At 71.6% G+C, this 21,534-nt stretch carries 21 protein-coding genes and 2 tRNA genes; 7 read left to right on the plus strand and 16 right to left on the minus strand.

What is annotated here, in order from left to right; all coding sequences use genetic code 11:
* Positions 1-113: 113 nt before the first annotated feature.
* The 4 genes from ACLQ3B_RS10360 to ACLQ3B_RS10375 form a co-directional block, all read right to left on the minus strand.
* Positions 114-1,016, minus strand: coding sequence for a sulfurtransferase (locus tag ACLQ3B_RS10360; protein ID WP_425779461.1), 903 nt, complete (start codon positions 1,014-1,016; stop codon positions 114-116).
* Positions 1,017-1,112: 96 nt separating this feature from the next.
* Positions 1,113-2,492 carry a hypothetical protein gene (locus ACLQ3B_RS10365; protein ID WP_425779462.1) on the minus strand — a complete coding sequence of 460 codons (1,380 nt, stop codon included), beginning with the start codon at positions 2,490-2,492 and terminating at the stop codon, positions 1,113-1,115.
* A gap of 80 nt (positions 2,493-2,572) precedes the next feature.
* Positions 2,573-2,749 carry a hypothetical protein gene (locus ACLQ3B_RS10370; protein WP_425779464.1) on the minus strand — a complete coding sequence of 59 codons (177 nt, stop codon included), beginning with the start codon at positions 2,747-2,749 and terminating at the stop codon, positions 2,573-2,575.
* Between the two features lie 2 nt (positions 2,750-2,751).
* Entirely contained in the window at positions 2,752-3,519 is a 768-nt protein-coding gene (locus tag ACLQ3B_RS10375; RefSeq protein WP_425779466.1) for an SGNH/GDSL hydrolase family protein, read from the minus strand.
* Positions 3,520-3,812: 293 nt separating this feature from the next.
* On the opposite strand from ACLQ3B_RS10375, the gene ACLQ3B_RS10380 reads away from it, so the two are divergent.
* The 4 genes from ACLQ3B_RS10380 to ACLQ3B_RS10395 are packed head-to-tail and all read left to right on the plus strand — an operon-like array spanning position 3,813 to position 7,191.
* Positions 3,813-5,582 (plus strand): proline--tRNA ligase, encoded by a 1,770-nt coding sequence (locus ACLQ3B_RS10380; RefSeq protein ID WP_425779468.1) that lies wholly within the window; start codon positions 3,813-3,815, stop codon positions 5,580-5,582.
* A 57-nt stretch (positions 5,583-5,639) separates the two neighbouring features.
* Positions 5,640-6,065, plus strand: a complete 426-nt coding sequence (locus tag ACLQ3B_RS10385) for a CBS domain-containing protein (protein ID WP_030487636.1) — start codon at positions 5,640-5,642, stop codon at positions 6,063-6,065.
* A gap of 35 nt (positions 6,066-6,100) precedes the next feature.
* Entirely contained in the window at positions 6,101-6,529 is a 429-nt protein-coding gene (locus tag ACLQ3B_RS10390; RefSeq protein ID WP_425779470.1) for a SufE family protein, read from the plus strand.
* A gap of 20 nt (positions 6,530-6,549) precedes the next feature.
* Entirely contained in the window at positions 6,550-7,191 is a 642-nt protein-coding gene (locus ACLQ3B_RS10395) for a DsbA family oxidoreductase (protein WP_425779472.1), read from the plus strand.
* 73 nt (positions 7,192-7,264) lie between these two features.
* On the opposite strand, the gene ACLQ3B_RS10400 is transcribed toward ACLQ3B_RS10395, so the two are convergent.
* The 5 genes from ACLQ3B_RS10400 to ACLQ3B_RS10420 all read right to left on the minus strand — a co-directional run bounded on the left by ACLQ3B_RS10400 (position 7,265) and on the right by ACLQ3B_RS10420 (position 10,617).
* Complete coding sequence (locus tag ACLQ3B_RS10400) at positions 7,265-7,813, minus strand: YbaK/EbsC family protein (protein ID WP_327043298.1); 549 nt, start codon at positions 7,811-7,813, stop codon at positions 7,265-7,267.
* A gap of 95 nt (positions 7,814-7,908) precedes the next feature.
* The gene (locus ACLQ3B_RS10405; RefSeq protein WP_425779474.1) at positions 7,909-8,103 is read right to left on the minus strand and encodes a hypothetical protein; all 195 of its coding nucleotides are present in this window, start codon (positions 8,101-8,103) and stop codon (positions 7,909-7,911) included.
* A gap of 100 nt (positions 8,104-8,203) precedes the next feature.
* Complete coding sequence (locus ACLQ3B_RS10410) at positions 8,204-8,857, minus strand: GAP family protein (protein WP_425779476.1); 654 nt, start codon at positions 8,855-8,857, stop codon at positions 8,204-8,206.
* Between the two features lie 51 nt (positions 8,858-8,908).
* Complete coding sequence (locus tag ACLQ3B_RS10415; RefSeq protein WP_425779478.1) at positions 8,909-10,297, minus strand: MFS transporter; 1,389 nt, start codon at positions 10,295-10,297, stop codon at positions 8,909-8,911.
* A gap of 59 nt (positions 10,298-10,356) precedes the next feature.
* On the minus strand, positions 10,357-10,617 hold the full coding sequence (locus tag ACLQ3B_RS10420) for a hypothetical protein (protein ID WP_425779480.1): 261 nt from the start codon (positions 10,615-10,617) through the stop codon (positions 10,357-10,359).
* Positions 10,618-10,835: 218 nt separating this feature from the next.
* Here ACLQ3B_RS10420 and ACLQ3B_RS10425 point away from each other — a divergent pair, with 218 nt between their 5' ends.
* Positions 10,836-15,314 (plus strand): HAD-IC family P-type ATPase, encoded by a 4,479-nt coding sequence (locus ACLQ3B_RS10425; protein ID WP_425779482.1) that lies wholly within the window; start codon positions 10,836-10,838, stop codon positions 15,312-15,314.
* Positions 15,315-15,345: 31 nt separating this feature from the next.
* On the opposite strand, the gene ACLQ3B_RS10430 is transcribed toward ACLQ3B_RS10425, so the two are convergent.
* A complete protein-coding gene (locus ACLQ3B_RS10430) occupies positions 15,346-16,545 on the minus strand; it encodes a DUF418 domain-containing protein (protein ID WP_425779483.1) in 1,200 nt (399 codons plus the stop codon).
* Positions 16,546-16,657: 112 nt separating this feature from the next.
* On the opposite strand from ACLQ3B_RS10430, the gene ACLQ3B_RS10435 reads away from it, so the two are divergent.
* Entirely contained in the window at positions 16,658-17,416 is a 759-nt protein-coding gene (locus tag ACLQ3B_RS10435) for a TetR/AcrR family transcriptional regulator (RefSeq protein ID WP_425779484.1), read from the plus strand.
* Positions 17,417-17,467: 51 nt separating this feature from the next.
* Here ACLQ3B_RS10435 and ACLQ3B_RS10440 read toward each other — a convergent pair whose 3' ends face one another.
* Positions 17,468-18,631, minus strand: a complete 1,164-nt coding sequence (locus tag ACLQ3B_RS10440) for an MFS transporter (protein ID WP_425779486.1) — start codon at positions 18,629-18,631, stop codon at positions 17,468-17,470.
* Positions 18,632-18,723: 92 nt separating this feature from the next.
* Here ACLQ3B_RS10440 and ACLQ3B_RS10445 point away from each other — a divergent pair, with 92 nt between their 5' ends.
* Positions 18,724-19,344: a CGNR zinc finger domain-containing protein gene (locus ACLQ3B_RS10445; protein WP_425779488.1), complete on the plus strand. Its 621-nt coding sequence runs from the start codon at positions 18,724-18,726 to the stop codon at positions 19,342-19,344.
* Here ACLQ3B_RS10445 and ACLQ3B_RS10450 read toward each other — a convergent pair.
* The 5 genes from ACLQ3B_RS10450 to ACLQ3B_RS10470 form a co-directional block, all read right to left on the minus strand.
* On the minus strand, positions 19,308-20,012 hold the full coding sequence (locus tag ACLQ3B_RS10450) for an HAD family hydrolase (protein WP_425779490.1): 705 nt from the start codon (positions 20,010-20,012) through the stop codon (positions 19,308-19,310). The two genes, ACLQ3B_RS10445 and ACLQ3B_RS10450, sit on opposite strands and share 37 nt — an antisense overlap.
* 85 nt (positions 20,013-20,097) lie before the next feature.
* Positions 20,098-20,173 (minus strand) — tRNA-Ala (locus tag ACLQ3B_RS10455).
* A 42-nt stretch (positions 20,174-20,215) separates the two neighbouring features.
* Positions 20,216-20,344: a DLW-39 family protein gene (locus ACLQ3B_RS10460; protein WP_209444550.1), complete on the minus strand. Its 129-nt coding sequence runs from the start codon at positions 20,342-20,344 to the stop codon at positions 20,216-20,218.
* Between the two features lie 42 nt (positions 20,345-20,386).
* A tRNA-Ile gene (locus tag ACLQ3B_RS10465) sits at positions 20,387-20,460 on the minus strand.
* Positions 20,461-20,611: 151 nt separating this feature from the next.
* Entirely contained in the window at positions 20,612-21,532 is a 921-nt protein-coding gene (locus ACLQ3B_RS10470; protein ID WP_425779492.1) for a DUF3566 domain-containing protein, read from the minus strand.
* Between the last annotated feature and the right edge of the window lie 2 nt (positions 21,533-21,534).

Below are 21,534 nucleotides of genomic sequence, written 5' to 3' on the forward strand. Positions count from 1 at the left end.
GGCGGGGTCCCGGGCGTCGTCCGGCCTCCCCGCGGCGCTATCTCACTCGCTGCCTCACCCCCCCGCCGACCCCGCTTCCCCCCTACGTCCACGCGCCGAGGCCGGCGGGTCAGTCAGGCGGCCAGGCCGCCGGGCTGGTCACCCTGGACCACGGGTGCCCGGACCAGGTTGCCCCACTCGGTCCACGAGCCGTCGTAGTTGCGCACCTGCGGGTAGCCCAGCAGGTGCCGCAGCACGAACCAGGTGTGGCTGGACCGCTCGCCGATCCGGCAGTACGCGATCACGTCGTCGTCGGGGCTCAGCCCGAGCTGGTCGGCGTAGATCGCCTTCAGTTCGTCGGCGGACTTGAACGTGCCGTCCTCGTTGGCGGCGGACTTCCACGGCTTGCTGACCGCGCCCGGGATGTGCCCACCGCGCAGCGCGCCCTCCTGCGGGTAGTCCGGCATGTGCAGCATCTCGCCCGTGTACTCACCCGCCGACCGGACGTCGACAAGTGGCCGGCCGGAGGCGATGTGCGCCATGACCTGCTCACGGAAGGCCCGCAGCGGCGCGTCGTCACGGAGCGGCACCGGATAGTCGGCGCGCGGACGAGCCGGCTTGTCGCGGGTCACCTCGCGTCCCTCGGCGATCCACTTCTGCCGGCCGCCGTCGAGCAGTCGCACATCGGCGTGGCCGAAGAGCGAGAAGACCCAGAGGGCGTACGCGGCCCACCAGTTGAAGTTGTCGCCGTAGAAGACGACCGTGTCACCCCGGCCGATGCCCTTCGCGGCACACAGCTCGGCGAAGCTCTTGGCGTCCAGGTAGTCCCGGGTCACCTGATCGTTCAGCTCCAGGTGCCAGTCGACCTTGACGGCACCGGGGATGTGACCGGATTCGTAGAGCAGCACGTCCTCGTCGGACTCGACGACGACGAGGCCCTCGTCGCCCAGGTGCTCGGCCAGCCACTCGGTGGTGACCAGCCGCTGCGGGTCCGCGTACGACTGGAGGCGGGGATCGGGATCGTTCGGCACAGACATGATCCCCAAGGTACGCCGGATCGCCGTCGACGACCGCTGTAACGGGACCGGCCCACCACCCGCACGGGGTGGTGGGCCGGCCGGCCGATCGGCGGATCAGTGACCGCCGGCCGGGCCCGGGCCGCCGGCCGGGTTGCTCGGCGGCGGGTTGCCGACGAAGAAGATGAAGGACGCCGAAGCCGACTGGGTGCCGTTCCGGTCGATGCTCCAAACGGTGAGCATGGTCAGCCCGGCCTTCGTGGGTGCCCAGGTCACCGACGCGGTGCCGTCGGCCGCCGCGGCCACGGTGCTGGTCACCGTGTTGAAGCTGTAGCGGTAGCTGACCACGTCAGGCTGGCGCGGGGTGAAGGTGAAGACACCAGGCACACCCGGCCCCCCACTGGTGCCGCCCTGCCGATAGACCGTCGCGGTGATCTTCGGGGTGGTGGACAGCACGAAGGTACTCGTCGCGGTGGCGGTCACGCCGTCGGCGGTCAGGCTGGTCACGGAGAGCGTCCGGTTGCCGCCCCGGGTCGCGGTGACGGTCAGCGCGGCGGTGCCGTCGGCCGCGGCCTCGACCGTCTGCTCGGGGTCGCCGTCGAGCTGGAACCGGTAGCCGACCACCCCTGCCATCTGCGGCTGCACGGTGAACGTGGTGGGCACGCCGACCTCGGTGAGTCTGCCGGTGATGATCGGCGCGACGTCGCTGGCCCGGAATTCGTACCGCGCCTCGGGCGACAGGTTCCCGGCCGCGTCAAGGCTCCACACCACGAGGGTGTTGGGTCCCGCATCCGGGCGGAGCGTGACCGTGGCCGAGCCACCGGGTTGGTCCGCCGACACCACGTGGACGCCGTCGCCGCCGAGCAGCTCGTACCGGAAGCCGACCGCGTCCGGTGTCGCCGCCGCGTCGAAGGTGAACTGGCCGGCCAGCGCCGGGTGCCAGCCCTCGACGGGGAAGTCGGTGGAGGTGACGACCGGCGCGATCTCGGGGCCCTGGAAGTCGGTCCGGAGATAGCAGAGGCCGCTCCACTCGCCGGCTGCCCAACCGTCGGTCGCCCGGACCTGCCACGCGTACACCCGGTCGTGGGTGAGCGTTTCCCGTTCGAAGAGGCCGCTCTCCCGATCGCCTTCCCGACCGTTGTACCCGAACCGTTCGATCCGAGCCGCCGGCTCGTCGACCGGCCACAGCGCGAAGGTCGTGGTCAACCGGTCGGTGCCACCGCTCCCGTCGATGTCCGGGTCGTGCAGGATGGCGGAGAGGTCCAGGTTGTCGTTCTGCCACAACTGGTACGGCTCGGCCGTCGTGCACGGCCTGCCGGAGGTTTGCAGCTCGGTCGGCACACCCGGTGGGTTGTTGTCGCCGACGGAGAGCGCGTTCGCTGCGGCCGGAGCGGCCGTGAGCGTGAGCGTCCCGGCGGCGACCGCCACGGAAAGCCCCATGGCCAGCAGGGCCCGGACCGGTCTTGCGGAGGTCGTCTTGCCAGGTATGAGGGTCATCCCTCATCCACCTTTCCCCGATGTCCCCGCGTTCCGATCAGCGGGGGCAGCGGATGCTATCGACGATGGCGGACATCGGGCTACCCCGATTCGACCGACACGCTCCACAGTGGAGACGACCGGGCCAGTTCAGGCCCGGCGGTGGCCAGCGGGCCGACGGCCTCGACCCGGTCACCACTGACCAGCACGGCGTGCTCCGGCACCGGTTCGTCGTCCCGGTCATGGCGCAGCAGCGCCGCGGTGTGCAGGGTGAGCACGCTCAGTCGACGAGCGGCCCGAGTTGCGGGCGCTTCGCCGTCACCGTGTCGCCGGACGACCGACCGGTCAACCGCCGCTTCACCCAGGGGGCGAGGTGGCGTCCGGCCCACCGCAGGTCGGCGGCGCGGGCGGCCAGCCACGGTGACGGCGCCGGGTGCGGCGGGACCATCAGCCACTCCTCGTCGCAGCCAACCCCGAGGGCGTTCAACACCTGCCCGGCGACCCGTCGGTGGCCAGCCGGGGAGAGGTGCAACCGGTCGGTGCTCCAGAGCATCGGGTTGAGGAACGTGTCGTCGGCGTACAGGTCGACCATGATGGCGCCGTGCCGCTCGGCGGTTTCACCGACCGCCTGGTTGAGCAGCTGCACCCGGGGGGCGACGAGGCGTTGGCCGGGCAGTCGGGCCATCACGTCCGCGAACCGGAAGAGGAGCACGTCCGCGCCGCCTGAGCGGAGTTGCCGGACCACCTCGTCGAAGCGGGCGACAAGCGTGTCCGGGTCGAAGGTGCGCCGCAGCACGTCGTTGCCACCGGCCGCGAAGCTGATCAGATCCGGCTTCATCGCCACCGCGGAGGGCACCTGCTCGGCGACCACGCTGGGAAAGAGCCGGCCCCGGATGGCCAGGTTGGCGTACCGGAAGTCGGGGCCCGCGTCGGCGGCGAGCCGGGTCGCCACCAGGTCCGCCCAGCCCCGGTAGGTGCCGTCCGGGTACGCGTCGTCCATACCCTCGGTGAAGCTGTCCCCGACCGCGACAAAACTGCGCCAGCGCACCCGCGCCTCCCTCACGCCACCCGTTGCCTGCGGCGACCAGTCTGTCACCGCAGGCGCTGCGGACGGTGCCCCGATCCGGCGACGTGGCGGAGGTCATTGGCGGGCCAGATCGTCCGGGGTGACAGCGGGTTGGGCCTCCGCCGGTCGACCATGCCCTGATGAGCGTGATGCCTGTGAGTCATCCTGATGACTCACAGGCATCAGCAACGTCGGGCGTACCGGTCCGACAGTGACGCCCCGCATCGGACCGAATTGGATCGCTGGGCCGGGCGCACAAGCTCTAGGCTGCGCGGATGCTGCTACGCATGTCGACCCTGTTGCTGCGGACCCTGCGCGAGGATCCGGCCGACGCGGAGGTGCCGAGCCACCGGCTGCTGCTGCGCGCCGGCTACATCCGTCGTGCCGCACCGGGCGGCTACACCTGGCTGCCGCTGGGCAAGCTGGTGCTGGATCGGATCACCGAGGTCGTACGCGCCGAGCTGATCGCGATCGGCGACCAGGAGGTGCACTTCCCGGCGCTGCTGCCGGCCGAGCCCTACCGCACCAGCGGCCGGTGGACGGAGTACGGCGACGACATCTTCACCCTCGCCGACCGGCGCGGTGCCGAGCACCTGTTGGCGCCCACCCATGAGGAGATGGCGGCGCTGCTGGTCAAGGACCTGTTCACCTCGTACCGGGACTTCCCGGTGACGCTGTTCCAGGTGCAGACGAAGTTCCGCGACGAGGCACGGCCGCGTGCCGGGCTGCTGCGCGGCCGGGAGTTCCTGATGAAGGACGCGTACTCCTTCGACCTGGACGAGGCGGGGCTGCGCGACGCGTACGGGCGGCATCGCGCCGCGTACCAGCGAATCTTCGACCGGTTGGGTCTGGACTACGCGGTGGTGCACGCGATGTCCGGCGCGATGGGCGGCTCCGCGTCGGAGGAGTTCCTGGCGGCGACGCCTGTCGGTGAGGACACCTTCGTCGGCTGCACCTCCTGCGACTACGCGGCCAACACCGAGGCGGTGGCCACCCGTGCGCCGAGCGCCGGTGACCCGAGCAGGCAGCCGGCGGTCGAGGTGCACGACACTCCGGAAACGCCGACGATCGCGAGCCTTGTCGAGTTGGCCAACGCCCGTCGGTTGGGCGGTCGGGACGGCTGGACCGCCGCCGACACCCTGAAGAACGTCGTGCTGTCCGTCCGTCAGCCGGGCGCCGACCGGGCCGAGGCGCTGGTGATCGGGCTGCCCGGTGACCGGGAGGTCGACCTGAAGCGGGTCGGTGCCGCGCTGCATCCCGCGCAGGTGACCGTCTTCGAGGAGTGGGCCGACCGTCCGGAGCTGGTACGCGGCTACATCGGACCGCAACTGCTCGACAAGCTGGGCATCCGTTACCTGGTCGATCCTCGGGTGGTGACCGGGTCGGCCTGGCTGACCGGGGCGAACGAGCCGGGCCGACACGCGACCGACGTGGTGTGCGGACGCGACTTCACACCCGACGGCACCATCGAGGCGGCCGACGTGCGCGCCGGCGACAGGTGCCCGGACTGCGAGTCGGGCGAGCTGACCATCCGGCGGGGCATCGAGATCGGGCACATCTTCCAGCTCGGCCGCCGATTCACCGATGCCTTCGCGGTCGACGTGCTCGGGCCGGCCGGCAAGCCGGTCCGGCCGACCATGGGCTGCTACGGCATCGGGGTCTCCCGGGCGGTGGCGGCCGTCGCCGAGCAGCACCACGACGACCGGGGGCTGGTCTGGCCGGCGGCGATCGCGCCGTGTGACGTACACCTGGTGGTTGCGGGCAAGGGTCCGCAGCTCGACGCGGCGCTGGAGCTCGGCGGGCGCCTGGCCGCCGCCGGCCTGCGGGTGCTTGTCGACGACCGCACGCACGTCTCGGCCGGGGTCAAGTTCACCGACGCCGAGCTGATCGGCATCCCCCGGGCCGTCGTGGTCGGCCGCCGACTCGCCGAGGGGTACGTCGAGCTGCGCGAGCGGGCCGGTGACGGGCGCACCGAGCTGCCGCTGGACGGTCTGGTGGATCGACTCGTCCACGAGGTACGCCAGGAACGTGCGAGCCTGGTGTAGCTGCCGCGTCACTGGGTAGTGCAGTCGGATCGGGTGGAAACGTCTTCGGAGGCTCTGATGACCGGTTACCGGGTCAGCGACGTGATGACCAAGCAGGTGGTGTACCTGCCGGCAGAGACCACCCTGGACGAGGCGGCCAGGGTGATGAAGGAGGCGGACATCGGTGATGTGGTGGTCACCGACGGCGCCAGCCTCGCCGGCATGCTCACCGATCGGGACATCGTGGTGCGGGCCGTGGCGGAGAACAGCTCCCCCGCGGCCACCACCATCGGTTCGATCGTCACCCGCGAGGTCGTCATGATCGAACAGCACTGCACGGCGGGTGAGGCGGCGGCGCTGATGCGGGATCGGGGCATCCGACGTGTGCTGGTCTGTGACAGCGACCGCAAGCTGGTGGGGATCGTCTCGCTCGGCGACCTGGCCATGCAACTGGACCCCACCAGCGCGCTCAGCGAGATCAGCGAGCAGTCGCCGACGGTGTGACCGGGGCCCCGGCACGACGGCGGTAGCCTCGACGCATGGCTGACATGCCGGCCCGACTGGCCGAGATCGTCGACGAGTTCGCGGACGCGCCGCGCGACCTGGTGCTGGAGATGCTCCTGGAGTACGCGGACGTCATCCCGGCGCTGCCGGAGGGCGCTGCGGAGCGCGAGGGCATGGAACAGGTGCCCGAGTGTCAGACGGCGTTCTTCCTGCGCGCCCGGGTGACCCCGGAAGGCACCGTGGAGACGCTCTTCGACTGCCCACCGGAGGCGCCGACCACTCGGGCGTTCGCCGGGATCCTCGCCGAAGGGCTGGCGGGCGCGAGCGCCGAGCAGGTGCTGGCCGTGCCGGACGACCTCTACCAGCGGATGGGCCTGGCACAGGCGATCAGCCCGCTGCGGATTCGCGGCGGCACGGCGATCCTGGGCCGTCTCAAGCGGCAGATCCGGGAACAACTCGGCTGACCGCGAGGTTGCCACCGGTCATGGAGATCGAGATCTACGCGGACGTCATCTGCCCGTGGTGCTACATCGGCAAGCGCCGCCTGGATGAGGCCCTCGCCAGCTACCAGGGCGAGGTGACGGTCCGCTACCGACCGTTCCAGCTCGACCCGTCGCCGGTGCCGGAGCCCCGTCCGCTGGTGGAGGCGCTGGCCGGCAAGTTCGGCGGCCCGGAGCGCGCCCGGCAGATGGTCGACCACGTGATCCAGGTCGCGGCGGCCGACGGGCTGCGGCTCGACTACGACCACGCGGTGATCGCCAACACCTTCGAGGCGCACCGGCTGGTGTCCTGGGCGACCGACCAGGGCCTGGCGGCCGAGATGGTGGAGGCGCTCTACCAGGCGCACTTCAACCATGGTGTCGACGTCGGGTCACGGGAGGCGCTGGCCACGCTGGCCGGCGAGATCGGCCTGGACGCGGCCGACGCGCGCCGGTTCCTCGACTCCGACGAGCGCGTCGCCGACGTCGCGGCCAGCCTGGCCGCCGCCCGGGACCTGGGCATCACAAGCGTGCCGACCTTCGTCCTGGCCGGGAAGTACGCGGTCTCCGGCGCACAGGAGGTGCAGACGTTGCTCGCCGCACTGGCCGAGGTCGAGCAGCGCGAGGCCGCAGCCCACTCACACTGAGTCACCGGCGGCCGGCACCACGCATCGATGATCACGATGTTTCACGTGCAACAACATCGATATCGATGCCTGGTCAGACCGGCCTGGCCAGCCCTTCCACCACCTGCGCTCCCGGCAGCGCACCCAACGCCGGCCCCGGCAGCGCGATCTTGCTGTGCCGTACGCCCGACCCGACGATCACGTGCGGTGTGGCGATGACCCGCGCGTCCACCAGGATCGGCCACTGGGCCGGCAGCCCGATCGGGGTGATGCCGCCGTACTCCATGCCTGTCAACTCGACCGCGTCGGCCATCGGGGCGAAGCTCGCCTTGCGAACGTCCAGCGCCCGGCGGGCCACCCCGTTCACGTCGGCTCGCGTCGTGGCCAGCACGATGCAGGCCGCGTAGCGGACCACGCCCTCACGTTTGCCCGCCACCACGACACAGTTGGCCGACACATCCAGCCCCACCTCGTACGCCGCGCAGAACGCGGCGGTGTCGGCGAGGTCGGCGTCGATCGGCGCGACCAACACGTCGTTGACGTCCACGGGAGCGTCGGCCGGCCACTGCGCGATGGCCTCCGCGACCGGCGGGGCGAGCAGATCCAGGCGGGCACGGGCCGGTTCGGTCTTCAGCGTTCCCATCACGGGTGCGATCCTCGCATCCGCGACGCTGAACCGCCCGACGGCTCCCCGCCCAGCCGGCGACGCCGCCGGCCCGGGCCGGATCGATCCGGCGCTCAACTGCCGGCGAGGAAAGCGTTGTCGCGCATGAAGGAGCGGTCGCGGGCAGCCGCCAACTCCTCCTCGCGCCTGGCCTTGGCCCGTTGCAGCTCCAGATCCTCGAACGCGTGCCGGACACCCAGCCGGATCACGCCGTAGAGGAAGACGAAGCCGAAGACGTAGAGGATCACCGTGGTGACGACAGCGAACATGGCGTCACGGTAAGACGAACGTGAACCGTTGTTGCTCTCATTTCCGGCCGGTTCCCCCGTACGTGTCCGCGAGCGAGATCCCGCGACGGCGTGCGACGGTTCAGCCCGACCGGATCAGGTCCAACACGGTCAGCAGCGCGAAGAACGCGATCACGATCTCGTTGACGATCCAGGCGTGCGCCTCGGCCCATTCCCGCATCCGGGTCAGCACCCGCGCCGCACTGTTCCCGAGCAGCAGCAACGCCAGCAGGGGCAGGGCCAGCAGGAGCACGGTGAGCAGCACGAACGGCACGAGGTGCCACCACGGCAGATCGTGCCGGGCCACACTCGCTCCGACGGTGGCCATGGTCAGGTCGTCGGTTGGCGTCGCCACGAAGAGCAGCGCACCCAGCCGTAGCGCCTGCGGCGGGCCGGCGCGCTCGATGCTCCCCAGCCAGCGCGGCGGTCCGGAGCGGTTCCGGCGTACCCAGATCAGCACGGCCAGGATCACCAGCAGGGCCAGCACCACCAGGTCGATGGTGGGGCCGCGATCGACCTTCCCGGCGACGGCGCTGGCGTCGGCCGCCACTCCGCCCACCAGCCGGGTCAACGACCACGCCACCGTCACCCCGGCGGCCACCACCAGCCCCGCGCCCGCGAGGAAGCCCAGCGACGCCGCCCGGGGCCGATCCGACGAGGCCAGGAAGACCGCCACCACCAACTGCGTACCGGCGACCATGACCACGGCGAGCGGCAGGATGGTCAGGAAGTTCATCGCCCGTCATCCTTCCGGCACGAGCAGGAGGGACGCGGCCGAATCCGTGGATCACCCGGCCGGGCGCATGCCTCCATCCGCCACGACACGGCCGGCCAGCAGCGCCCCGAGCAGCGCCAGCGCAGCGGTCACCACGAGCGTCGTCGCGTAGCTGGCCGGGCCTGGGGCACTTCCGGCCGCCAACACGGCCCCGGTCAGCGCGAGCACGGTCGCCGCGAACAGAGAGTCGCTCAGTTGCAGTGACGAGCTGTTGCGACCCTGCTCACCCGGTGCGGACAACTCCAGGGTGAGCACCGACAACGACGGATAGAGCAGGCCCATGCCCAGACCGGCGACCGCCCAGCCGACCACGGCGACGGCCACCGGCAGCTCGGGCCGGACGGCCAAAGCGACAGTTGCCGTGCCCAGCGTGATGCAGCTCAGCCCGACGCGCGGCAGGCTGGCCCGCGACGACGGCACCGGAATCCGGCCCTGCAACCAGGAGCCGACCGACCACGCCAACGCGCCGACCGTCAGGACCAGCCCGGCCGCGGTCGGCGAGAGGCCCCGTTCCCGGGAGAGCATCAGCGGAATGACCACCTCGGCGCCGACGAAGGCCGCCGATGCCAGGCCACGCAGCCCCACGACGGTGGGCAACCCTCGCGCCGCCCGGAGAAACCCGGCCGGCAGCAGGCGCGGGGCACAGGCCAGCAGACCGACCACGGCGAACGCGACAAGCACCAGGGCTGTGGCGCCGCGCTGCTGTCCCCCGATGTGCAGCAGTGCGGCACTCACCGCGGCCCCGCAAGCCCAACCGATCCGCGCGGCCGCACCCGCCGGCGGGCTCGTTGCCGCACTTCGGGCCAACGACCGCAGGCCGGGATGGATCAGCAGCACCGCCGGCACCGCCACCGCCGGCACCGCCAGGAAGACCCACCGCCAGCCCAGGTACTGCACGATCAGGCCGGCGACCGCCGGCCCGACCAGCGACGGTACGACCCACGCCGCCGCGAACGCCGCGAAGATCCGCCGGTGCAGTTCCTGCGGGTACGCGTGCCCGACGATCACGTAGAGCGCGACCGAGAGCAGTCCGGAGCCGAAACCCTGCACGACGCGCCCGACGACCAGCACGCTCATCACGGGGGCGGTCCCGGCGATCAGCAGACCGACCACGAACCAGCCGACGCCGTGCCACATCGGCCCACGAGGACCTCGGGCGTCGCACCAGATGCCGGAGACCACCATGGCCAGCACACCTGTGGCGAACGGGCCACCGAACGCGATCCCGTACAGCGCCAGCCCGTCCAGGCTGCGGGCGACGGTCGGCATCGCCGTACCAACCGCCAACGCCTCGAACGCGAGGAGTGAGATCAACGCGACGCTGCCCACCGTCATCGCGCGCAGCCGGGGGGCGAAGAGTCCCGGTGCGGTGGGTGCGGCGGTGACGGCTGTGCTCGGCATCGACCGAGCATGCGACCTCAACCCGGATTCATGTCAACCGTCCGGTGACCCGGCTCTCGTCAGGCCTCCTGCAGCGCCTCTCCCAAACCGCGCACCAGGCCGGAAAAATGCTGGTCTGCCAACAGGTGACCGGCGGTGATCACCACGGCGATCGGCCACTCGATGACCTGTAGCGCGGCGAGCACCCCGAGCCCGGCGTAGTAGACGACCTTGTCCGGTGGCGGCACCGCCACCTCACCCAGCATCGGCAGGTGGAACCGCCGGTTGTACATCTGGACGTTCTCGCGCGAACCGTTGAGATGTCGCGTCAGCGTGCTCATGCCGGCCTCCCCGTGTCCGGTGAAGGTCGTCGGATTCCACGGCCCATCCCGTCCATGCGCCAGCGACGACGGAAAATTCCGCCGCTCAGGGGGCATAACGGATGGCAGGTCGGGAAGCCAGGCCGCCGGACGTGAGCGCGGTGGGAGGACGACATGGGCAAGGTCAGGATCAGCGGCAACAGGGAGCCGGGCCGGCGTCCGTCCAGCCGTACGCCTCGATGACGGCGGCGGGTCGCGCTGCCGGCCGCATCCTGCCGTCCTTCGGTGTGCCGCACCTGGTCGGCGAGGCCACCCGGACGGTCAGCTCGGCCGCGACCCGGCTGGCCCGGACGGCCGGGCTGACGCGGCGTCGGGTCTGGTCCCGACCGGGCCGGCACCACATCGAGGTGCACGGTGTCTGCCAGGACGGCGGGAACCGGCTGGCCCGTCAGGTGGAGGGCGCGCTGGAGCGGCTGCCCGGGGTCGCCTGGGCACGGGTCAACGCACCCTCCGGCCGGGTGGTGGTCGCCGTGCAGACCCCCGAGCCGACGTTGCGCGACCTGATCGCCACGATCGACCGGATCGAGCGGACCTGCGACCACGAACCCGACCCGGAGATCCCGCCGCCGCACCCGCCGGAGGAGGGTCCGCGAACCCCGCGCACCCTCGGCGCGCTCGCCTCGGACGCGCTGGGCCTGACCATCTCGGCGGCCACAAGGGTCCTACCGTTCGCGCCGCTGCCCGGCGAGGTGGCCGGCCTGCTCTCCGCAGTGGATCTTCAGCCGAAGCTGCACGAGTTCATCGGCAAACGGCTGCGCTCCGACCCGCGTGCCGACATCCTGTTTCCGCTGGCCGAGGCGATCGTGCAGGGCTTGACCGGCCGCTGGACGGGGATCGTCCTGGACGGCGCCCAGCGGATCGTGCAGTGGAGTGAGGATCGGGCCCAACTCTCCGCCTGGGAGAAGGCCGAGCCACGGCTGACCGGCGACGCCGAACGGGCCACCGCCCGCTGGCCGGTGATCGACCGCCCCCGGCCGAAGCCGGACGGCCCGGTCGAGCGGTACATCAACCGCATGCTCGCCGCGGGGGCGGCAGCCGGCGCGGCGGCGGTGCCGTTCGCCGGGCCGAAGCGGGCCGCCGCGCTGGGCCTGTCCGCGCTACCGAAGGCGCCCGGCAGCGGGCGGGAGGGGTACGCGGCCCAGCTCGGCCGGATGCTGGCCCGGCGCGGAGTGATCGCCATGGACCGGAGTGTGCTGCGCGAACTGGACCGGATCGACACGCTTGTGCTCGACGCCGCGGTGCTCGGCTCCGACCGGGGCGTACTGGCCGATCTGGCGCCGGCGTCCGACGCGGACGTCGACCAGGTGGCCGAGCGGGCCTTCGCGTTGTTCGACCCGGACGATCCGGCCGCCTCCCGTGCGGCGGACGGCTGGCGGCTCGGGCCGCTGGACCGGATGCCCGCGAACGACGCGGACGACATCCCGGACGCGGCCCGGCTGCGCTCCGCCGGCGGCCGACTCCTCGGCCTCGCCCACGGCGACCGGCTCGCCGCCCTGTTGCGGGTCGAGCCGGAACCCGCGCCCGGCGTCGACGGCCTGCCCGCCGCAGCCCGACACGCCGGCCTGCGGCTGCTCGTCGCCGGCGGCGACGAGCAGCGGTACGGCTTCGCCGACGCGATACTCCCGGGCGGCGACCAGTTGCCCGAGTCGGTACGCGCGTTGCAGCGCGACGGCGCGGTGGTGATGCTGGTCTCCGCGGACCGGCAGGCGCTCGGCGCGTCCGACTGCGGTCTCGGGTTCGCCGCGCCGGAGGAGCTGCCGCCGTGGGGCGCGCACCTGCTGGTCGGAGCCGACCTGCGGGTGGTGGCACTGGTGATCGAGGCGACCGGGGTGGCCCGGCGAACGGCCCAGCAGAACATCAGGCTGGCCATGGCCGGCACCGGCCTCGGGGCGCTTGGCGCGTTCACCGCCCCACCGCCCCAGCTGCCACATCGGGCGCTCGTCGCGGTCAACGGCGCCGCCGGGTTGGCCTTCGCCAACGGGGTCTGGCAGGCCCGCCGGTTGCACGACCAGTCGGACACCCCGGCGCCGGTGGCAACCGCCTGGCACCTGATGCCGGTCGGCACCGTGCTCGACCACCTGCGTTCCACCCCCGACGGCCTGGCCAGCGCCGAAGCGCAGCGCCGACGCCACGGCTCCGGTGACAACGGCGGCGGCGCACCCGGCAGTGGTGGGCTGCTGCGCGCCTTCGTGGACGAGTTGTCCAACCCGCTCACGCCGGTGCTGGCCGCCGGCGCGGTGCTCTCCGCGTCGTTCGGCTCACTTGTCGACGCCGCGCTGGTGGGCAGCGTAGTCGGTGGGTCCGCCCTGATCGGGGCGGTGCACGAGCGCAACACGGAACGGTCGCTGGCGGAGTTGCTGTCGCGGTCGGCGGTGACCGCACGGGTCCGTCGGGACGGTGCCGAGCAGGTTCTCGCCGCCGAGGACCTGGTCCTCGGGGACGTCATCACCGTCGAACCGGGTGACTCGATACCCGCCGACTGCCGGGTGCTCGAGTCGGTGGGCCTGGAGGCCGACGAGTCGTCGCTGACCGGCGAGTCGCTGCCGGTCGCCAAGTCCAACCGACCTGTGGTGGCCGCCGCCATCGCCGACCGACACTCGATGCTCTACGAGGGCACCACCGTCGCCGCCGGGCACGGCACCGCCGTGGTGGTGGCGACCGGCAACGACACCGAGGCCGGGCGCAGCCTGGCCCTGGTACGGCAGGCACCCCCGGCCAGTGGGGTGGAGGCTCGGCTCGGCGCGTTGACAAGCGCCGCCATCCCGTTGGCGGCCGGCTCGGCGGTGGCGGTGGCCGGCGCGGGCCTGCTTCGAGGCGTACCCCTGGCCGAAACGGCCGCGACCGCCGCGAACCTCGCCGTGGCGTCGGTGCCGGAGGGGCTGCCGTTCCTGGTCAGCGCGGCGCAGCTGGCCGCGGCCCGGCGGCTGGCCGAGCACGGCGCGTTGGTCCGCAACCCGCGCACGATCGAGGCGCTGGGCCGGGTGGATGTGCTCTGTTTCGACAAGACCGGCACCCTCACCGAGGGCAAGTTGCTGCTCGCCGGGGTCGGTGACGGCGTCGGTGACCGGTACGCCCCGGTGGACCGATTGGACGACCGACTCCGGATGACGCTGGCCGCGGCGCTGCGGGCCACTCCCGCCGCGAAGGGTCCGGAGGAGCTGGCGTTGCAGACCGACCGGGCGGTGCGGCGGGGCGCCGGGGAGGCCGGGGTGGTGGAGCAGACCGGTGCCGCCGGTTGGCAGGCTGCCGGAGGGCTGCCGTTCGAGCCGTCCCGTGGCTACCACGCGAGCATCGGACAGACCGACGGTCACCTGTTGTTGAGCGTCAAGGGGGCTCCGGAGACGGTGCTGCCGCGCTGTTCGTCCCGACGCACCGACGGTCGCCAGGAGCCGCTCGACGACGCCGGCCGTGCGGAGCTGGAGCGGATGCTCGCTGACCGGGCCGGTGCGGGAAACCGGATCCTGGCCGTCGCGGAGTGCCCGGTGAACGACCCGAAGGTGACCGACTCCGACGTTCGAGGGCTCACCTTCGTGGGCTTCCTGGCCCTCGCGGACGGTGTGCGGGAGAGCGCCGCCCCGGCGGTACGCCGGATCCGGCAGGCCGGCGTGCACACCATCATGATCACCGGTGATCATCCGGCCACCGCCGAGGCGATCGCCGCCACCATCAGCGAGCACGACGAGCAGCGGGTGGTCACCGCCGCTGAACTCGACCAACTGGACGACGAGGCGCTCGCCGAGCGGTTGGCCAACACCGATGTGGTGGCCCGCTGCACCCCGGCCCACAAGGTGCGGATCATCCAGGCGTTGCAGAAGTGCGGGCGGACCGTGGCGATGACCGGTGACGGTGCCAACGACGCCCCGGCGATCCGGCTGGCTGACGTCGGCATCGCCCTCGGCCAACGGGGCACCCCGGCCGCCCGCGCCGCAGCCGACCTGGTGGTCACCGACGACCGGCTGGAAACCATCATCGCGACCCTGATCGAAGGGCGGGCGATGTGGTCGTCGGTGCGGCACGCGCTCAGCATCCTGGTCGGCGGCAACCTCGGCGAGATCGCGTTCAGTGTGCTCACCGCCGCGGCGACCGGCCGCTCCGCGCTCACCGGACGACAACTGCTGCTGGTCAACCTGCTCACCGACCTGGCGCCGGCGCTGGCCATCGCGGTCCGGCCACCCGCCTCGGACCGCACCGACGCGTTGCTCCGGGAGGGCCCGGACACGGCGCTCGGCGAGAGCCTCACCAGGGAGATCGGGCTGCGGGCGGCAGCCACCACGCTGGGCGCGACCGCGGGCTGGACGTTGGCCCGCTACACCGGACGCCGGCAACGGGCCGGTACGGTCGCCCTGGTGTCCCTGGTCGGCACCCAGCTCGGGCAGACCATCCTGGCCGGCGGCACCAGCCCGGCCGTGCTGGCCTCCACGGCGGCGTCGCTGGGCGTGCTCGTCGTGGTGGTGCAGACGCCGGGGGTGAGCCAGTTCTTCGGCTGCACCCCGCTCGGGCCGGTGGGCTGGACCATCGGAGCCGGGTCGGCGCTCGGCGCCACCTTCGCCAACGGCGCGCTCACGAAGCTGATCGAACGCCTCCCGGAGGCACATCCGCCCACCTCCACAGGTGCGGGCGCCGGGCAACCCGCGACGGACGGCGGCTCCACGGCTTGACCGCCGCCCGGCTACTCCGGCTAGGCGGCGATCAGGTCCGTGGCCCGTAGGTCAGGCGGCGCAGGACGACCTCGGCGGGGCCGGGGCGCTTGCGCTTGTCGAGCTGACGGGCGATCAGGACGGTCGCGAGCCAGACGGCCACCGCGATGAGCAGACCGGTCACCGTGGGGCTGCCGAAACGGTCGCCGAGGGCGAGCGTGAAGGGCGCCAGGAGGACGAGCCAGGCCACGGACTGGAACAGGTATCCCGACAGGGAACGCTGGCCCAGGGCGGAGAGCGCGCCGACGACGCGGCCGGATCGGTGCGCCCGCATGGCGATCAGCCCGAAGACGGCCACGTAACCCGGGCCGGCGAACATGCCGCTGGCCCCGTGCAGCAGCAGCATCAGACTGGCCGCCGACTCGTCGACGTGCAGCCATCCGGCACTGACCAGGGCTGCCGGGAGGCCGCCGGCGACTGCGATGCCGAGGCCGAGGGCGGCGGTCCACGTGAGCAGGGTCCGGTGCCGGGTCGGCTCTTCGAGGACACGGCGGCGAGCGGCCCACATGCCCAGCCAGGCGATCATGATGAAGGGCAGGACGGTCAGCGTGTGCACAGGCCATTCGCCGAGGCGATCCAGCATGGACGCGACGTAATCGGGCGCGGCGAGGGAGTCGACGTGGCCCGACGGCAGCGCGGCAGACCCGCCCGACCCGCCGAGGATGCCGCTCACCACCAGGGCGCCGATGACAAGTACCTCGGCCGCCGACAGCGCCCAGAGCACCAGCACGATGCGGTGGAACCTGTCGCCGCGGCGCAGCAGCAAGAGGGTCATCACGATCCCGACGATCCCGTACGCCCCGAGGAAGTCGCCGTAGTACAGCAACGCGGCGTGCGCGAACCCGAACACGACGAGCCAGAGGTTGCGGCGCAACAGCACGGAGCGGACCTGCTTCGGAGTGGCACCGGAGGCGTCCTGGCGGCGGGCGAGTTGGACGAGCCCGTAGCCGAACATCACGGCGAAGACCGGATAGCCGCGGGCGTGGACGAGTTCGAAGAGCAGGAAGTTGAGGCCGCGGTCGACGCCCTCCGGCGTGGCGTCCAGGCCCGGCTCGCCGGCGAAGACGACTCCGGCGACGTTGGCCAGCGCGATGATCAGCAGCATCGCTCCCCGGGCCAGGTCCGGCGCGAGGGCCCGCTCGGCGCGCAGCACCGGCCCTCTCGATGTCCGTGGTGCGGTGTCAATGCTCATGGTCGTCGTCTCCCCGCGTCTCGGCTTTAGTTTCAGAGAGAAAGTATCACTAGTACACTAATGCTGTCTGTCATGATGTGGACGTAACCTTCCGGGGCGAACGTGGGAGCCCATGACCAGCGACGATTTCGTTCCGGCGCCGCTGCGCCGGCTGTGGGGAATGTCGGAGTCGTCGCGTCTCGGACGGCCCGCGTCCCTCGACGTCAACGTGGTCGTCACCGCGGCGGTCGAGATCGCCGACCGGGACGGGCTCGACGGCGTGACGCTTCCCAAGGTCGCCAAGAGCCTCGGCTTCACGAGCATGTCGCTCTACCGGCACGTCGGCTCCAAGGACGAACTGCTCACCCTCATGGCCGACGCTGCGCTGGGCCCACCACCGACGATCGCCGCCCCCGACTGGCGGGAAGGGCTACGCCGCTGGGCCTTCGCACACCGCGCGGTGCTTCAGCGTCGGCCGTGGCTGACGCGCGTGCCTGCCGCCGGCCCACCCTCCGGGCCGCACCAGATCGCCTGGATGGAGGCCGCGCTGGCGATCATGTCCGGCACCCTCCTGGACTGGGCGCACAAGATCGGTGCGATGTCGCTGATCAGCGGCTACGTGGTCCAATCGGTGCGCCAGTACGGCGAACTCGCCGAGGGCAGAGCCGAAGGCCAGGGTCAGGCCGACGCCGAACGCGACTACGGCCGTGCGCTGGCGCGACTCGTCAATCCCGACCGCTTCCCCGAGACGGCCCGGCTGTTCTCCTCGACGCTGTTCGAGGCGCCGCCGTCCGACACCCCCGACGAGGCGATCGCCGACGCGGACTTCTCCCTCGGGCTGGAGTTGATCCTCGACGGCATCGCCGTCCGGATCGCGCACTCCGACCCCTGAACCTACCCGCCTGACCAGTCGGTTCCGGCGGCCGGCCGACAGGGAGCGGTTTCAGCGGGCTACGCCGATCGCCGCCTGCCGGGCGAAACCGGCGGCGACCGTCAGCAGAGCGACGACGCCGAGCAGGGCTCCGATCAGCACCGTGCTGTGCACGCCATGGCTGGGTAGCGCGAGTCCGGCGACCAGGGCGCCACCGGTGATGCCGACGTTGACCGCGGCGGAGAGGGTGGCGGCAGCGAGATCGGAGCGCCCCGGCGCCACCTGCAGCACGACGCCTCCGAGCGCCGCGGTGAACGCCGCGAACGCCAGTCCGGCCAGAGCGAGCAGGCCGACGGCCACCGACGGCCGGTGCCCGAGCGCGTACAGCCCGAGCAGTGCCACCGACTGCAGCGCGACGGTCGCGACCAGAGCGAGCCACGGGCTGCGGTCCACCACCGCTCCGACGGCGAGGATCCCGAGCACGCTGGCGACACCGCGCGCCAGCAGGATGGCCCCGACCGACGAGGCGGCGAACCCGCTGACCTCGGTGACGAAGAGGGCGACGTAGGTGTAGGCGGCGATGGCGCCGGCGGTCGTCAGGACGGCCACCGCGACCAGCAGCCAGAAGCGGTAGACGTCGGGCGTCGCGCCCCGGGCGGCATGTCCCTGGTCGGGGGACGTCGAGGGCAGCAGCGTGGCCACCGCGACGAGCACAACCGCGCCGAGCCCGGCCACCGCCAGGAACGACATGCGCCAGCCGGCCCGTTCGCCCAGCCAGGTGCCGACGGGCACTCCCAGGAGCAGGGCGACGTTGCCGCCGGCGAACACGATCGCGACCACCCGCCCGCGTAGTGCGGGTCGGAACAGCTCGGCCGCGGCCGGAACCACTACCGCCCAGAACAACGCATGGGTCGCCGCCGTTGCCATCCTGGTCGCCAGCAGCAGCGGGAACGTGTTCGCGAACACCGTCGTCGCGGTGCTGACGACGAAGCCGGCCAGGAGCACCGACAGGAGTCGCCGACGAGGGACCTTCCTGGCCAGCACTGTCAACGGGATCGAGGCGACGACGACCACCGCACCGTACGCGGTCACGAGCATGCCCACTTGCGACGGTGAGACGGCCAGGTCCGTGGCCATCGGGAGCAGCAGCCCGATCGGCAGCGCCTCGGCGGTGGTGTAGAGGAACGTCCCCCCGGACAGGCCGATCAGCGCGCCCACTGCCCGTCCGCGACCCATTCGACGCTCCCCACTGTTACCGGCTAAAAGATGTATGCCAGCAACAAGCTAGTGATGCCTCGGCGCAGGGTCAACTGGTAAAGTCGACTTTGATGGAAACAGATGAGGGCGTCAGGCGGATGCACCTGGTGGGCGGCAATCTCGCCCTGGACTTCGTCAACACCCGCACCGGCCCACCCACCGGGCCCGTGGACGACGACGTGCTCACGGGCTATCCAGGGCTGGTCGCCTGGGGCGTGTACGCGGGCGCCCTCACCGACACCGAGGCGACGGCGATGCGCCAACTGTCTCGCACCGATCCAGACGGTGCCCACGCTGTCTTCGCACGAGCGCAGCGCACCCGCGACAACCTCGACGAGATATTCCGACCGCTGGCCGCCGGGGCGAGTCCGAGCGCACGCGCACTGGCCCAGCTCCGAGACGACGAAGCCGACGCGCTCGCCCACGCACAGCTTGAGGGCGGAAGCACGTTCGGGTGGGCCTGGCGGGATGACCGGACGCTGGTCCGGCCGCTACGGCCAGTGGCGCACGCAGCTGTCCAACTACTCACCGACGGGCCGCTGGACCGGATCAAGGGATGCGGAGGCTGCCGCTTCATCTTCGTCGACGAGAGCAAGAACCGCAGTCGCCGCTGGTGCAGCATGGACGACTGCGGAACCGCCGAGAAGATCCGCCGCTACGTCGCCGCGCGACGCACACGTGCGACGCGCTGAGTGCCGGACGGCTCTCGGAGCATGGCGGGCAGGTCGCCCAGGGTAGCGAAAGCCGGCCCACCCCAACCCGGATCGGTGTCGTTGTGCTCCGTGGTCCGGAAGACGGTCATACCGACTGCTGCCGCCCCGGCCAGCTCACCGTCTGCGCCGTCGCCAACAAAGACACACTCCGCCGGCTCAACGCCGAGGCGCTCGGCAGCGAGGTGATAGATCGTCGGGTCGGGCTTGGCCAGCCCGACATCGCAGGAGAAGATCGCGACATCGAACCGTCGGAAGAGCGGACTCTGCGGCCATGGCTCGGCAGTGTCCGAGGTGGCGTTGCTGATGAGGGCCAGCGGATGCCCGTCGCCGCGTAGCGCGTCGAGCACGTCCAGAGTGGCGGTGGAGACGCTGTCCAGCACTCGGCGTCCGAGGGCTCGCCGATGCTCACCGGCCCGCGTCACCTGTTCGTTCGTTGGCGTGCCGCCGAGGCGTCCGGCGAGGATGCGGATCGTCTCCTCCACGTCCCACCGGACCAGCCGATCCCGCCAGGTGGCGTGGTACGCGGCGACCAGCTCGGCCGGAGCTACGCCGACCATGACCGCCATCTCGCCGACTACCCGGTCACGCTCCTCGTCGACCCCGTGGATCAAGGTATGGAAGAGGTCGAAGATCACCGCTCGAGACATTTCAGCATGCTACTGAGATCGTCGGTCGCTGGCGGGGACGGCATCGCGCCACCAACGAACCGGAACCGTTCGGCAAGGAAAGTGCTGGTGGAGCCCAGGGGACTCGAACCCCTAACCCCTGCCTTGCAAAGGCAGTGCTCTGCCAGTTGAGCTAGGGCCCCGTGAGCGGTCGCGGCGACGATCACTCGTCGCCGGGCTCGACGTCAGCGCAGATCGGGCGCGGTGGTCGCCTCGTGCCACAGGGCACGCTCATCGTTCGACGCCTTGATCTTGTTGAACACGACGGCGGCTACGCCGACGACGCCAGCCAGAATCAGCAGCTTCTTGAACATGGGGCGACCCCTCGCGCTCGGCTACCGTCGGACGACTTGCGGTGGGGCTAGATGGAATCGAACCATCGACCTCAGAGTTATCAGCTCTGCGCTCTAACCGACTGAGCTATAGCCCCGCGTTGCGACGAGCAAGATTAACCCATCCGCACTGCCGGCCCCAAATCGGGGTCCGAACCTGCGAGCCGGGCTCGTCGTCGCCGGCAAAACCTACCTGAGTACGGGACGCCGGAGCGACCGCATTCCGCGGTGCTCCGGCGTCCCGGTGGCTCAGTCCCGCTCGGCGAGGGTCAGCTCGATCCCGCCGACCAGGTCAGCGCAAACGTTGTAGACGAACGCGCCAAGCGTGGCCAGCGCGGTGAACAACACCACGTTGACCAGGCCGATCAGCGCCGAGCTGAGGATCACGCCCTTGGCGGTGATCTGGAAGCCGCTGGTGCTCTGCCCACCGCCGGCGTTGACCAGGTCGCTCAGGCTCTCGTTGACGCTCTGGAACACACCCATCGCGTCCAGCGCCAGGTACAGCACCGAGGTGGCGACCACGACGACGATGAAGAGCACCACCGACACCGCGAATGCGAACTTCATCACGGACCACGGGTCGATCCGCTTCAGGTTCAGCCGGGCCCGGCGCGGCCCGCGGGAGGCGGCCGAGCTGACCGACGTACGTGCCGCACGCACCGCGTCACCCACGCGGGCGGCCCCGACGGCGGACGCGTTGCCGATCCCCGGCGGCAGGCCACCGCCGCTGACCGGTCGGCCGGCAGTCGCAGCCGTACGCGCCGCGTCCGGCTGCGGCTGGGTCATCCCGGGTGTGATCCGCGGCTGGGTGCCGGTGGACCCGGTTGCCGTCGCCTGACCGGGTCGGACACCGATCGGCTGGGTGGTGGCCGGACGGGCCGAGGGCGCCGCCGCCGGCCCCGGAGGGTTGGCGGCGGCGGACGACGTCGGCGCCTCGGCGCTGGACGCCTCGGTCTTGTCGCCTGACCCGCCGCCGTCCTCGCCAGGCTGCTCCGGCGGCGGTGTCATACCTGGAGCCCTGGTGAACTTCGGGGCAGGCGCGTCGGCGGGGACCGTCGCCCGGCCTACGGCCGCGCGGCCGGTCGCTGGTGTGCCGCCCTTGGCGGCCTCCTCGTCGACCGGGTTGGCCGAGGTCCCCGTGTTCCCCGACTTCGCCTGTGTCTCCGTCATTC

Source organism: Micromonospora sp. DT53, assembly GCF_049841535.1.
In the GTDB taxonomy this organism is placed as follows: domain Bacteria; phylum Actinomycetota; class Actinomycetes; order Mycobacteriales; family Micromonosporaceae; genus Micromonospora.

What these genes read in the sequence shown, in the direction of transcription:
- ACLQ3B_RS10440 (WP_425779486.1), bottom strand. Translation starts at nt 18,631, where the DNA reads ATGGGTCGCGGACGGGCAGTGGGCGCGCTGATCGGCCTGTCCGGGGGG.
- ACLQ3B_RS10460 (WP_209444550.1), bottom strand. Translation starts at nt 20,344, where the DNA reads ATGTTCAAGAAGCTGCTGATTCTGGCTGGCGTCGTCGGCGTAGCCGCC.
- ACLQ3B_RS10405 (WP_425779474.1), bottom strand. Translation starts at nt 8,103, where the DNA reads ATGTTCGCTGTCGTCACCACGGTGATCCTCTACGTCTTCGGCTTCGTC.
- ACLQ3B_RS10435 (WP_425779484.1), top strand. Translation starts at nt 16,658, where the DNA reads ATGACCAGCGACGATTTCGTTCCGGCGCCGCTGCGCCGGCTGTGGGGA.
- ACLQ3B_RS10365 (WP_425779462.1), bottom strand. Translation starts at nt 2,492, where the DNA reads ATGACCCTCATACCTGGCAAGACGACCTCCGCAAGACCGGTCCGGGCC.
- ACLQ3B_RS10360 (WP_425779461.1), bottom strand. Translation starts at nt 1,016, where the DNA reads ATGTCTGTGCCGAACGATCCCGATCCCCGCCTCCAGTCGTACGCGGAC.
- ACLQ3B_RS10430 (WP_425779483.1), bottom strand. Translation starts at nt 16,545, where the DNA reads ATGAGCATTGACACCGCACCACGGACATCGAGAGGGCCGGTGCTGCGC.
- ACLQ3B_RS10450 (WP_425779490.1), bottom strand. Translation starts at nt 20,012, where the DNA reads ATGTCTCGAGCGGTGATCTTCGACCTCTTCCATACCTTGATCCACGGG.
- ACLQ3B_RS10400 (WP_327043298.1), bottom strand. Translation starts at nt 7,813, where the DNA reads ATGGGAACGCTGAAGACCGAACCGGCCCGTGCCCGCCTGGATCTGCTC.
- ACLQ3B_RS10380 (WP_425779468.1), top strand. Translation starts at nt 3,813, where the DNA reads ATGCTGCTACGCATGTCGACCCTGTTGCTGCGGACCCTGCGCGAGGAT.
- ACLQ3B_RS10425 (WP_425779482.1), top strand. Translation starts at nt 10,836, where the DNA reads ATGACGGCGGCGGGTCGCGCTGCCGGCCGCATCCTGCCGTCCTTCGGT.
- ACLQ3B_RS10410 (WP_425779476.1), bottom strand. Translation starts at nt 8,857, where the DNA reads ATGAACTTCCTGACCATCCTGCCGCTCGCCGTGGTCATGGTCGCCGGT.
- ACLQ3B_RS10445 (WP_425779488.1), top strand. Translation starts at nt 18,724, where the DNA reads ATGGAAACAGATGAGGGCGTCAGGCGGATGCACCTGGTGGGCGGCAAT.
- ACLQ3B_RS10395 (WP_425779472.1), top strand. Translation starts at nt 6,550, where the DNA reads ATGGAGATCGAGATCTACGCGGACGTCATCTGCCCGTGGTGCTACATC.
- ACLQ3B_RS10415 (WP_425779478.1), bottom strand. Translation starts at nt 10,297, where the DNA reads ATGCCGAGCACAGCCGTCACCGCCGCACCCACCGCACCGGGACTCTTC.
- ACLQ3B_RS10420 (WP_425779480.1), bottom strand. Translation starts at nt 10,617, where the DNA reads ATGAGCACGCTGACGCGACATCTCAACGGTTCGCGCGAGAACGTCCAG.
- ACLQ3B_RS10470 (WP_425779492.1), bottom strand. Translation starts at nt 21,532, where the DNA reads ATGACGGAGACACAGGCGAAGTCGGGGAACACGGGGACCTCGGCCAAC.
- ACLQ3B_RS10385 (WP_030487636.1), top strand. Translation starts at nt 5,640, where the DNA reads ATGACCGGTTACCGGGTCAGCGACGTGATGACCAAGCAGGTGGTGTAC.
- ACLQ3B_RS10390 (WP_425779470.1), top strand. Translation starts at nt 6,101, where the DNA reads ATGGCTGACATGCCGGCCCGACTGGCCGAGATCGTCGACGAGTTCGCG.